Source organism: Pelovirga sp. C15f (assembly GCF_057178085.1).
The window spans coordinates 32,242-45,202 of record NZ_JBXUCV010000003.1; the positions used below are offsets into that span (position 1 = coordinate 32,242).

Consider the following 12,961-nt stretch of genomic DNA (forward strand, 5'->3'; position numbering starts at 1 on the left):
CTTTCAGCCGCTTGAGGGATGTCTTTGAACATACGTATTCGCCAATCGCTTTTTATTGGCGGCAAATGTTCTTTAACGAAGACTTATCTCATCAGTGCCGAACCGATGACCAGCCGATGAATTTCATTGGTGCCTTCGTAGATCTGAGTGATCTTGGCGTCACGCATCATCCGCTCTACCGGAAAATCCCGGGTGTAGCCGTAGCCACCAAGCACCTGAACGGCTTCGGTAGTGACCCGCATGGCGACATCAGCGGCAAACATCTTGGCCATTGCTGCCTGTTGCCCATAAGCTAATCCATTACCGGCCCGGTACGCCGCCTGATAGACCAGCAGACGCGCTGCTTCAATCTCGGTTGCCATATCAGCAAGCTTGAATAAAACACCCTGAAAAGTATAGATTGGCTGGCTGAATTGTTTGCGTTCTTTGGCGTAGCTGGTTGCGGCTTCAAAGGCTCCCTGAGCGATGCCCAGGGCCTGGGCGGCGATGCCGATACGCCCGCCATCGAGGGTCTTCATCGCAATCTTGAAACCCTGCCCCTCGTCGCCCAGCAGATTGTCGGCCGGAATCCGGCAGTTGTCAAAAACCAGTTCCATGGTGGGCGAGGAGCGGATACCCATTTTCAGTTCTTTTTTGCCGAAGGAAAAACCGGGGGTGTTTTTCTCGACGATAAAGGCGCTGATTCCCCGATGTTTTTCGGCATTTTTATCGCTGCGCGCCAGGACGATATAGGTATCGGCGTCACCGCCGTTGGTAATGAAGTTTTTGCTGCCGTTTAACACCCACGCGTTGCCGTCTCGCACGGCGGTGGTTTTGGTGCCACCGGCATCAGAACCGGCACCACTTTCGGTAAGACCGAAGGCGCCGAGGGTAAGCCCTTGTGCCAGGGGCCTAAGATAGCCCTGCTTCTGTTCTTCGGTGCCGAACATAAAGAGCGGATTGGCTCCCAGGGAGAGGTGCGCTGACAGGGTGACCCCGGTCGAGGCACAGACCCGTGACAGTTCCTCCACCGCAATGGCGTAGCTGATATAATCGGCGCCGGCACCACCATACTCTTCCGGAAAAATAATCCCGGTCAAACCCAGCTCTGCCAGTCGGTTATGCATCAATGTTCGGTCAAAGCGCTCTTGTTCGTCCCGCTCAGCGGCAGAAGGAGCCAGCTCCGATTCAGAAAAGTCACGCACCATCTGACGCATCAATTTGTGTTCGTCGGTCAGCTCAAAGATCATGATCGTCTCCTGTTGTCATCCGCAAGGTGCTGATTCCATGTTTATGAGAATTGCGAAAAATCCGCCTTGCGCCCCTGTAAAAATGCGCTGATGGCTTCCTGTGCTTCCGGCTTCGCCAACTGGTTCAGGAACAGTTCTCCCTCTTTGCGCATGATTTCGGCAATTCGGGACACTTGGTGTTCCTTGAGCAGGGATTTAGTCAAACGCACGGACTCCGGCGGCTGGGCTGCCAGTCTGGTCGCTTTAGCGAGAACTTGCTCCTCCAGAGTTGCAGAGCCACAGAGTTGGTTGATCAAACCGTATTCCAGGGCTGTTACGGCATTAATCATTTCACCCAGCAGTAACATCTCCGCCGCCCGCTGCGGGCCGATTCGTTGGGGTAAAAGAAAGCTGGAAGCCGCTTCCGGACACAGACCCAGGTTGACAAAGGGCAGTTGAAAGCGTGCGGTTTCATCAGCGTAAACCAGATCGCAATGCAGCAGCAAGGTTGTGCCGATACCGACCGCAGGACCACTGACCATCGCCAGCAACGGCTTTGTGGCCTGGCTGATTGTCCGCAGGAAGCGGAACACCGGGCTGTTTTCTCCCTGCGGCGGGTGTTTGCTGAAATCAGACAGATCATTGCCACTGGTGAAGCAGTTGGCGGTGCCCTGTAACAGAATGACCCGCACCTGCCGATCCTGTTCTGCGGCTTCCAGGGCCGAGCTCAACGCATCGTACATCGCCATGGTCAGAGCGTTACGTTTCTCCGGTCGAGCAATCCCGATTCTGAAAATTCCGTCGTTAAAGCAGGTTGTTATAAGGGGTCTTTCGGTTGCCATTGGTTCTCCTTCCAGGAAAAACAATCATCCAGGTAGCAGCTCTCAGCTCAGATCGGTGTCAGTGCCGCGTCATAGAGATCGGCAACCGGGGAAAACAGACCGATGGTTTCCAACGCTTGCCGCAGCTGCCGGGGCTGGTGGAGAAAATCACGGATAAAGACCAGCTCCGAGGCTTTCAGGTAAATAGCAAATGGCGGACATTGTTTGCCGGCAAGGAGCTGTTGAGCAACCTCGGCGATTGAGTAAGCCGGGTCGATCTGCTTGATCTTCGTTGCGCGCTCCAGAAGCTTGGTGACGTAAAAAAGGATATTGGTATCGACTCCTTCAATTGAGTAACGATGACCGGGAAGAATGGTCCTGTCGCGCAGTTTGGCAAGCTTGAGCAAGGTCGCACAATAGGCATCGTAATTGCGAAAACGTTCACCGCTGAGAAGATCTACATCGAGCAGTGGTGACTGAAAAATTCCACGCAGCAGCACATCACCGGTGACAGCCCAGTGCGGGCCGGCCAGGACCAGATCGCTCTGGGAATGGCCCGGGCAGGGGATCACGTCGATGCCCAGATGGGATGGCAGTTCGTCCTCAATGATGAGGTAACGGGTCGGCAGAGCGGGAAACACCGAGCCATCTTCCATGCTGGCCGCAAAGCGGCTGAGAAATTCTTTGCTGAAGCCAAACACCTGCAGCAGTTCGTACATCAGTTTAAGACGTTTTTCGTGCTGTTCAATTTTCAGGCTGTCACGAAACGGTAGATAGACCGTCGCATCTGTGTTTTGCTCCAGCCAGTGGGCCAGCCCATAATGATCAATGTGGCAGTGGGTGATGATGACATGGCGCAAGCGCGTCATGTCGAGGTGCCGGAGCAGATATGTCTTGGCTTCCGGCGACGGCGGCCCGGTATCAAACAGAACATCTTCGCCGGCGATGGTTGTTGTATAACAATGAACCGGGCCGACCAGATAAGGAGTGTCGAGGGTATGCTGCTGCGGTAATATCTGCTGTTTCAAAACAGATATTTTTCCTTGTCAATTGCCGCTTTCGCCAAGGTTCGTTTGGCGTTGAGCAAGCCACCGGCATCATATTTGGTAAAGCGCCGAACCCCGGACAGGATCATGGTTAAGGTATCCCCCTCCTCCACAAAGTAGGCGGCCTTGCGGGCGGCGGTGGCCGCCTCCTCGCTGGCGTTGAAGGTGAAGACTTTAACCGCTGCAGCAAGCTGCTCCCGGCGCGCCCGGCTTAAGCCCGCGCTGATTTTTTCGGCGCGCAGAACGGCACTTTCAATGGCAAAAATCTGGATAATGATATCCGCCGCCGCCATCAGGATTTCCTGTTCATCGGAAAGTTTCTCCATGAATTTCTGAACGCCGGCACCTGCTAAAATAAGAAATAAAGTCTTCAGGTTCTGGATAGTTGCCTTTTCTGTGGCGAAGGGGATGCTGGTGTCGATCTCTTCGAAAGAAGGAGTCATCAGCGCTTCAAAGGCTTTCATTGCCTCGCTTTGGAGGGGTAATTCTCCTTTCATGGAGCGGCGCAGAATCACCCCCGTGATCAGCAGGCGGTTGATCTCGTTGGTACCTTCAAAAATCCGGTTGATCCGCTCATCCCGGTAGTAACGTTCAGCTGGATACTCACTGCAGAAGCCATAGCCGCCGTGGATCTGTACGACTTCATCGACGGTTTTGGCCAGGACTTCACTGCAGAAAACCTTGGAGATACCGCATTCGGCGGCATACTCTTCGATGGCCTTCTGATAGTGCTCGTAGTAGTCAGGAATCCCTTTTTCGATGGTTGCCAGCTTATCGTCAAGTAATCCAGCTAAACGGTAGACCAGTGACTCAGAGGCGTAGATGGCAGCGCTGAGATCGGCAATCTTCTCCTGGATGGCTCCAAAAGCGGAAATCGGCTGGCCGAACTGTTTGCGTTCATTGGCGTAACGGATCCCTTCTGCCAGGGCCATTTTGGCTGCACCGGTGACACCGGCGCCCAGCTTGAGGCGACCGATATTCAGGACGTTGAAGGCAATTTTGTGGCCTTTGCCGATCTCACCCAGAACGTTCTCCACCGGTACCCGGCAATTATCGAGAGTGATCTGGGTGGTCGAGCTGCCTTTGATTCCCATTTTCTTCTCTTCATTGCCGACGATCAGACCAGGAAAGCTTTTTTCCACCAGAAAGGCGGTAAAATGCTCTTTGTCGATCTTTGCAAAGATGGTGAACAGTTCCGCAAAACCGCCGTTGGTGATGTATTGCTTGGTGCCGTTTAGCAGGTAATGAGTGCCGTCGTCGCTTAAGGTGGCGCTGGTTTGAGCGCTCAAGGCATCGCTGCCGGAACCGGGCTCGGTCAGACAATAGGCAGAACACCAGTCTCCACTGATGATCTTTTCAAGGTACTTTTCCTTCTGTTGCGCCGTTCCGTAATAGATCAACGGCAGGGTGCCGATGCCGGTGTGGGCGGCAAAAGCAACCGAGAAGGAACCGCTGGTGGAGATCTTTTCACCGACCAGCATGCTTGACGCCTTGTCCAACTCCAGACCGCCGTCTTCCTCGGCAGCATCCATCATCAGCAGGCCGAGTTCGCCACACTTGCGCATGCCGTCAACGACGTAGGAAAACTCCTGGTTTTCAATCTCCTCCAGATGGGGCAGGATTGTATCGGTGACAAATTTTTCCGTCGTTTCCGCAAACGCACGCTGCTCATCGCTGAAATCTTCCGGGGTAAAAACATCCTGACATTGTGTGTCGGCAATGAGAAAATCTCCGCCCTTCCTGATCTTTCCAGCCATAATGAGTACCTCGCAAATAGTGTAAAAGTGTGTAAGCTTTATCCATACAGGTCATTTTAATGATTTATCAATGGGAGTACGTTTCCTTGCGGGTAAAATTCGTTTTGCTTTAAACAGCTACCCGCAGCGTTCGCGCACATCCAACTGCAGATGGATAAATCTTCATGCACCAGCGTCATATTTTCTCAAATATCCCCGCCGCCCCCATGCCGCCGCCGATGCACATGGAGATCATGCCGTAGCGGCAGTCGCGGCGTTGCATCGCGTGCAGCAGGGTGGCGGTCAACTTGGCGCCGGTGCAGCCCAGGGGGTGCCCCAGGGCGATAGCGCCGCCGTTGACATTAATCAGCTCCGGATTCAGATCGAGATCCTGGATGACGGCCAGCGACTGGGCCGCGAAGGCCTCGTTGAGTTCGATCAGGTCAATGTCGCCTAATTTCAGCCCGGCCATCCTCAGTGCGGCCGGAATCGCCTCGACCGGACCGATACCCATGATCTCCGGGGGGACTCCTTTGACGGCAAAGCTGACAAAGCGTGCCAGGGGTTTGGCAGTGAGCGTTTTAAGAAACTCCTCCGATACAACCAGGACCGCAGCGGCACCATCGGTCATCTGCGAGCTGGTGCCGGCAGTGACCGTGCCGTTCAGTTTGAATGCCGGAGCGAGCCGGGCGAGCCCTTCGATGCTGGTGTCGGCGCGCACACCATCATCAATGCTGATCAGTTTTCGATTTTTCTGCAGCTTATTGTTGACAATTACCGTCTCTTGAGCTTCTACCGGAATTATTTCGTCACTGAAGTTGCCGGCGGTAATCGCCGCCGCTGCTTTGCGGTGACTGGCAACCGCAAAAAAATCCTGCTGCTCACGGCTGATGGCATATTTGTCGGCAACTAACTCGGCAGTGATGCCCATGGAGGCGTAGCTTTCCGGCCAGGAGTTCACCAGTCCGGGGTTGGCGCTGTACTTGTTGCCACCCATGGGAATCATGGTCATGGACTCGGCACCGCCGGCAACGATACAGTCGGCGAAACCGGCGATAATCCGTTCGGCAGCGCTGGCAACAGTCTGCAGGCCCGAAGAGCAGAAACGATTGATGGTCTGGGCCGGAACCTGGTAGGGCAGACCTGCTTTTAATGCAGCGATACGGGCGAAGTTCATCCCCTGCTCCGCTTCCGGAAAGGCGCAACCGATCATGACATCATCAACGTTCATGGGATCAATGTTGCTGCGTTCGATCAGTCCCTTGATGGCAGCAGCGGCCAGATCATCCGGACGCATATCCTTGAAGCCGCCCTTTTTTGCCCGGCAGCCGGGAGTGCGGTAGGCCGCGAGTATGTATGCTGTTTTCATGGTGGTTTTCCTCCCGATATTATCCGTAGGGGCACGGCGCGCCGTGCCCCTACCTGAATTCTGATTAGTTACGCAACGGCTTGCCTTTTTTCAGCATGTGCTGAATGCGTTCGGCGGTTTTCTTGTTGCCACAAAGCTTAAGGAATGCCTGACGCTCCAGCTGCAGCAGATAATCCTCGGAAATCATGGTGCCGGCGGCAACATCACCACCACAGATGACATCAGCGATAATACCGCCAATCTCCTTTTCATAGGCGGTGACATAGCCACCCTGTTCCATGTTCCAGAGGCTGGTTCTGATGCTGGCAGCAATATCGCGGCCAGGTGCCGGAATATTTTCCAGCGGCTTCTGTGGACGGTAGTTGACGGCCAATCCGAGGACCTTCTGTTTGGCGTCCGCGATCAAACGATCGAGATCCATGCTGATGCTGTCACCGCGCCGCATGTAATTCAGTTCGTACATCTCAGCTGCGCCCATGGACACCGTGGCCATGCCGATCTGCTTGAAATATTTGAAGATAAAAGGACTCGGATCGATATCGCCGTGGCGCGCCAGCTCGACCGCACGCAGGCACATCTCCTTGGTGCCGCCCCCCGCCGGGATCAGACCTACACCGATTTCAACCAGTCCCATATAGGTTTCCGCGTAGGCGTTGATGGCGTCGGCATGGAGGCTGAATTCGCAGCCACCGCCGAGGGTCATACCGAAAGGCGCTGCTACCACCGGGACCTCAGAATATTTGACGGCCATGGTGGCTTTCTGAAAGGCGCGAACCATCATGTCGATGTCCTCAAAAGCCCCCTCCGCCAGCGCGACGGCGAGCAGCATCAGGTTGGCGCCAACGGAGAAGTTGGTACCCTGATTGCCGATGACCAGTCCAACCCCCTCTGTCTCGGCGCGCCTGATCGCTTTGTGGGTCATTGCCAGAATATCGCCGCTGATGGAGTTCATCTTGGAGTGAAATTCAAAACCAAAGACCCCGTCGCCCAGATCGAGCAACGAACAGCTGGCATTTTTCTCAACCACGCCACTGCTTTTCTTGAGGATCTGCAGGTTGATCTCCCCGTCTTTTAAGGGGACGGGGCGATACTCACCGCCGTTCAGATCGAAATATTCCTTTTGGCCCGCGTCGTTGAAGCGGTAAAAGGAGGTCACCTTTCTCAGTATGGCCGGAACCGCCACGCCATCCTGCTCAGCGCGTTTCGCGAAGTCAGCAACGCCAATGGCATCGAGCATTTCAAAGGGGCCGATTTCCCAGTTGAAACCCCACTTCATGGCATTATCGATGTTAAGCACATCGTCAGCTATTTCCGGAATCCGGTTGACTGTATAGATCAGGGTGTCGCGCAGGGTCTTCCAGGCGTATTCCGCCGCCTTGTCCTGTCCGCTCACCACCATCCTGATCTTCTGTGCCGGATCATCGACCATTTTGACGGCCGTAATCGATGCGAACTTCGGCTTTTCAGCTGGTTTGAATGAACCACTGGTGTAATCGTAGTAGAAAATCTGGCGCTGCCCGTCGACTTGCTGTTTTTTGTAAAACCCTGCCCTGCTCTTGTTTCCGAGCAGGCCATTGTCGATCATCTGCTGCATGAATTCAGGGACGACAAAGGTCTCCCGCTGTTCGTCGTCGGGGAGCAGTTCGTAGGAGTTTTTACAAATGTGCGCCAGAGTGTCGATACCGACCAGGTCAACGGTACGAAAAGCGGCTGATTTTGGGCGTGCCGTGGCCGGACCGGCAATGGCGTCAACCTCTTCAACGGACATCCCCATGGCAAGCATGTGCTCGATTCCTTTGAAGATGGCGTAGACACCGATGCGATTGGCGATGAAGTTGGGCGTATCCTTGGCGTAAACGATGCCTTTGCCGAGGCGGCGGCTGATGAAGTCGGCCATGCCCGTTACGACCGCCGGATCGGTTTCCCGGCAGGGGACGATTTCGAGCAGGCGCATGTAGCGGGGTGGATTGAAAAAATGGGTAATCAGAAAGTTTTTGCGGATCGCGGGCGGCAATACCTGTGACATCTCGTTGATCGACAAGCCGCTGGTATTGGAGGAGAGAATCGCTCCCGGCGCCAGATGGGGAATCAGTTTTTCGAACAGCTGTTTTTTTATCGGCAGATGTTCGATGACGACCTCAATCACCCAGTCACAATCTTTCAGTTGTGGCAGATCATCCTCGAGATTGCCGATGCTGATTCGGTCGGCGTAGGCGGACAGGTAGAATGGCGCCGGCTTCATTTTGAGCAGTCCCGCCAATCCATCGTGGGCGATCCGGTTGCGCACTTGTCGATTTTCCAGGGTCAACCCTCGGGCCTGTTCAGCGGCGTTCGGCCCTTTGGGAATAATGTCAAGGAGCTGCACGTCAAGGCCGGCGTTGGCAAGATGGGCAGCAATGGTGGCTCCCATGACTCCAGCCCCGAGAACGGCGACGCGTTTGATCTGTCTCATTTTTCACCTCCGTTGGCCAGATAGAGTTTTTCTATCTGCTCTTTGTGGATGGTATAGATTTCCTTGCGCTTCTGCTTCATGGTCGGGGTCAGTTCTCCCCCTTCAATAGAGAACTCCCGGGCGAGCAAGGCAAACTTTTTAATTGTTTGATAGGAGGGTTGACCCTGATTGAACAGCTCTACCCGTTCGTGAAAGAGCTCCAGCACGCGGCGGTTGTTAACCAGTTCGTCGACCGCCAGGTAGTCAAGTTTCTCCCGCTGTGCCAGTTCAATCAAACGTTCAAGGTTCGGCGTCAGCAGCGCGACCAGATAAGGTTTGGTGTCACCGTAAACAAAGGCCTGTGAAATATATTTATCCAGCTTCAGGGCGTTTTCCAGTAGCTGGGGAGGGATGTTCTTGCCGGCGGCGGTAATGATAATCTCTTTTTTTCGGTCAACAATGGTAACGAACCCCTGGTCATCGATGGTGGCGATATCGCCGCTTCGAAGCCAGCCGTCAGCCATGGCTGCTTCGCTAGCGGCTTTATCTTTATAGTAGCCCTGCATCACCTGCGGCCCTTTGATCAGCAGTTCACCATCTTCCGCAAGTTGTAGCTGGGTCCCTTTCAGGGGGGTGCCTACCGAGCCAAAGCGCAGATTCTGGTGATTGTTCAGGGTCACCGCCGGACTGGTTTCGGTCAGCCCGTAGCCTTCAAAGACCGGCAGGCCGATAATCCACATAAACTCGTTGATGGTTTTATCCAGGGGGGCTCCGCCGCAGATGAACGAGCGCAGATTACCGCCGAACTTTGCGCGAATCTTGCTGAATACCAGCTTGTCATAAATACTGTACTTCAAGCCCAGCAATCCAGGAGGTTGCTTGCTAATGTAGCGTTTTTGGACATAATCACGCCCGACCTCAATCGCACGGTGGAATAGCTGGCGTTTCAGAGGAGAACTTTGGTGGACGCTTTCGTAGATACGTGAGTGGATCTTTTCGAACAATCGCGGCACGCTGACAATGAAGGTCGGTTTGATTTCAATAATATTTTCAAGGACGGTATGGACACTCTCGGCGAAGGCTATATGGCTGCCGAGCAGCAGCGCGCTGTGATAGCCGGCGGTGCGCTCCAGAACGTGACTTAAGGGTAAAAAGCTGAGGAAGGTGTCTTCCTCACTCAAGCCACCGAGATGTTGATGGCCGGTTGTTGCGTTGCTCAGCAGATTGGCTTGGCTCAGCAGCACTCCCTTGGGTTCACCGGTCGTGCCCGATGTATAGATAATTGTGGCCGGCATGTCAGCAGTGATCGAATCAACTTCATTTTCAATGAGCGTTTTTTCGTCTGCGGTCAAAGGATGTGAGATTTCAGAAAGCTGGTAAAGAGTGTAGACCGGCAGTTTCTGGTCGCCAAGAAAGCGCTCAAAAGAAATAATCAGTTCTACCTGAGGCAGTTGATTGCGCACCCCCAGAAGTTTTTCATACTGCTGTCGATCGGAGACAAAAATGATCTTCGCGGCGCAGTGATTGATGATGTAAGCGGCCTGGGCGCCGGTATTGGTGGCGTAGATTGGAACACTTGCACCTCCGGCGGACTGAATACCGAAATCTGCAATGGCCCAGCCAATGCGGTTTTCGGAGAAGATGGCAACATTATCGCCAAACTTCATCCCGGCTTTACGCAAGCCCCGAGCTGTCATCAGCGCCCTGATGTAAAATTGCTGGTAGTTCAGGGTGATATAGCTGCCGCTGCGTTTATTGCTGAGTGCCGGCCTTGCGGCATGGAGTTCAGCGGTTCGGCGCAGCATCTGCGGCAACGATTGATAGGGACAGTTCGCATGAGGGGTGGTGGTCATGGTCTGAGTCTCTCGCTGGTTCTGGTAACGCTGCGGTGTAAATCCGGCTGTGCATTGTTCGTTTAGTCTATCTAACCTTAACGTTCACGTCAAATTAATAAAACGTTTTTCTATTGCCCTGCAGAGGATTGTTGGCACCACAGATATGGCTAGGGTTGTTCGGATTTTTTTATCGGCAGCAGCATGCAGGCCAGCGCCGGCAGCAATAGAATGGCGCCGAGCATGTTTACCAGAAACATGAAGGTCAACAGAATACCCATGTCGGCCTGAAACTTCAGGGGCGAAAAGATCCAGGTCGCGACGCCGATGGCAAGGGTGACCCCGGTAAATACAACACCGTTTCCGGTGACTGCCAGGGTATGCAGATAGGCCTGTTGCAGGGTCATCCCCTGACTGAGGTTGCTGCGCAGACGACTGAAAATGTAAATACCGTAATCAACCCCGACGCCAACCCCCAAGGCAACCACCGGCAGGGTCGATACCTTCAGGCCGATTTCCAGCAGACTCATCAGGGCATAGGCGAGCAGTGATACCAGTCCGAGGGGCAGAACGATACAGAGTACCGCTCTGATCGAGCGGAACTGGGCATAACAGAGCAGCATAATCGCACCGAAAACATAGAGCAGAATGGGAAACTGGGCTGCCGAGACCTCTTCATTGGTCGCCGCCATCACGCCGACATTGCCGGTCGCCAGACGAAAAGAGATGTTTTCGTGGCTCTGTTGCTGACGGTAGTTTTTCACCTCCATGATGATGCGATCTATGGTTTCGGCTTTATGATCCTCGGTGAAAATCATGATCGGCATCACGCTGCAATCGGAATTGAGGAGGCGACTGCTGGTCGGAACATAACCGACTGCCTGCACCATGCTCGACTGGTTGCGGGGCAGCACGCGCCATTTAAGGCTTCCTTCGTTCCAGCCGGAATAGATGGTTTTGGCTATTCCCGGCAACCCGACCACCGATTGTACGCCGGGTACGTTGTTCATGTGCCAGGCAAAACGGTCAATAGCGGTCATGATATCATGATCAATACAGCCATCCGCATCGGTCTCGACGATGACTGACAGCAGATCAACGCCGATGGAAAAATGGCTGGTAATGACCTCGCTGTCAATGTTGTAGCGCGAATCGGTGCGCAGCTCCGGTACCCCGCGATGCATATCACCGATCTTGACATCAGCACCTTTCCAGGCTCCAAACGCAAAAAGGACCAGCGCTATGGCGATAATAATACGGGCAGGGCGCGGTTCGGCAGCTTGTTCGAAAAAACGCCACACCGGCTTGAGCACCTCAACCTGTTGATTAACCCGGCGGTTGTAGCGGTTGCCGGTTCTGACATAGGAAAGCAGGATCGGCAGCAGGATCAGATTTGTCAGAATGATGGCGGCGACACCAAGGCTGGCGGTGACTGCCATCTCCTGAATCACCTGGATCTCGATCAGGTGGATGGTAATAAAGCCGATGGTGTCACTGGCCAGGGCTACAAAGCCGGGCAGCAGCAGTTGCCGAAAACTGGCCCTGGCTGCGTCAATCCGCTCGGTGCCGGCCCGGACTTCGGCCGTGTTAGCGGTAATCATCTGCACCGCATGGCTGACCGCGATGGCAAAAATCAGAAATGGTACCAGCAGCCCCATGGGGTCGATTCCGTAGCCGAGAAGCGGCAGCAGGCCGAGTTGCCAGATCACTGCGGTTAAGGAACAGGCCAGGGGGATGAGCGTGAGGATCACTGAACGGGTATAGAGAAACACCAGGATCGTGGTAATGACAAAGGCGATCAGAAAAAACAGCACGACCCGCTGGGCACCGGCAGCAATGTCTCCCACCACTTTGGCAAAGCCGATGATGTGGACATCGATCTGGTCGCTCTGATACTTCTCGCGGATCTGCTCTTCGAGCAGGCGGGAGACATGGATAAAGTCGAGTCGTTCGCCACTGCCGGGATCAATTTCCAACAGTTCAGCGCTGATCATGGCGCCGCTGAAGTCCGTGGCTACCAGACGCCCGACGATGCCGGCTTTGAGAATGTTTTCGCGAACCCGCTCAAGCCCTTCCGCGGTGGGGGTAAAATCGGCCGGAACCACATTGCCGCCGGCGATGCCATCTTCTACCACTTCGGTATAGCGGACATTCGGAGTAAACAGGGAGCTGACCTGGGAGCGGTCGACGCCGGGGATGAAGAAAACGTCATTAGTCGCCTGCTCAAGGGTTGTAAAAAACTCAGCAGTAAAGATGTCTCCCTCTTTGGCCATCAGGGCGATCATGACCCGATTGGCGCCACCGAATTCCTTGCCGTGGTCAATGTAGGTCTGCATGTACTCGTGCTCAAGCGGGAGCAGTTTGGAAAAGCCGGCATCGATGCGCAGCTGGCTGAGGGAGATCGCCATCAGGATGGTAATAACGAGGAAAATGCCCAGGAGCAGTGGGCGCTTACCAAAAATAACACCTTCCAGCAAGTTGGTGATCCGATCGCGTTTCATGTTTTTCTCTCGTCGTA

At 54.3% G+C, this 12,961-nt stretch carries 8 protein-coding genes; all 8 read right to left on the bottom strand.

Annotation, left to right across the window (positions count from 1 at the left end; translation table 11 throughout):
- Positions 1-83: 83 nt before the first annotated feature.
- On the bottom strand, positions 84-1,229 hold the full coding sequence (locus AC1931_RS09245) for an acyl-CoA dehydrogenase (RefSeq protein WP_483876974.1): 1,146 nt from the start codon (positions 1,227-1,229) through the stop codon (positions 84-86).
- Between the two features lie 41 nt (positions 1,230-1,270).
- Positions 1,271-2,050, bottom strand: coding sequence for an enoyl-CoA hydratase (locus AC1931_RS09250; RefSeq protein ID WP_483876975.1), 780 nt, complete (start codon positions 2,048-2,050; stop codon positions 1,271-1,273).
- Positions 2,051-2,097: 47 nt separating this feature from the next.
- Entirely contained in the window at positions 2,098-3,057 is a 960-nt protein-coding gene (locus tag AC1931_RS09255; protein ID WP_483876976.1) for an MBL fold metallo-hydrolase, read from the bottom strand.
- On the bottom strand, positions 3,054-4,832 hold the full coding sequence (locus tag AC1931_RS09260) for an acyl-CoA dehydrogenase family protein (RefSeq protein WP_483876977.1): 1,779 nt from the start codon (positions 4,830-4,832) through the stop codon (positions 3,054-3,056). The genes AC1931_RS09255 and AC1931_RS09260 overlap by 4 nt, the downstream gene beginning before the upstream one ends.
- Positions 4,833-5,007: 175 nt before the next feature.
- Complete coding sequence (locus AC1931_RS09265; RefSeq protein WP_483876978.1) at positions 5,008-6,180, bottom strand: acetyl-CoA C-acyltransferase; 1,173 nt, start codon at positions 6,178-6,180, stop codon at positions 5,008-5,010.
- A gap of 64 nt (positions 6,181-6,244) precedes the next feature.
- Complete coding sequence (locus tag AC1931_RS09270; protein ID WP_483876979.1) at positions 6,245-8,632, bottom strand: 3-hydroxyacyl-CoA dehydrogenase/enoyl-CoA hydratase family protein; 2,388 nt, start codon at positions 8,630-8,632, stop codon at positions 6,245-6,247.
- Positions 8,629-10,464: an AMP-dependent synthetase/ligase gene (locus AC1931_RS09275; RefSeq protein ID WP_483876980.1), complete on the bottom strand. Its 1,836-nt coding sequence runs from the start codon at positions 10,462-10,464 to the stop codon at positions 8,629-8,631. Before AC1931_RS09275 ends, AC1931_RS09270 begins: the two co-directional genes overlap by 4 nt.
- Before the next feature lie 149 nt (positions 10,465-10,613).
- A complete protein-coding gene (locus AC1931_RS09280; protein ID WP_483876981.1) occupies positions 10,614-12,944 on the bottom strand; it encodes an efflux RND transporter permease subunit in 2,331 nt (776 codons plus the stop codon).
- Positions 12,945-12,961 lie beyond the last annotated feature (17 nt).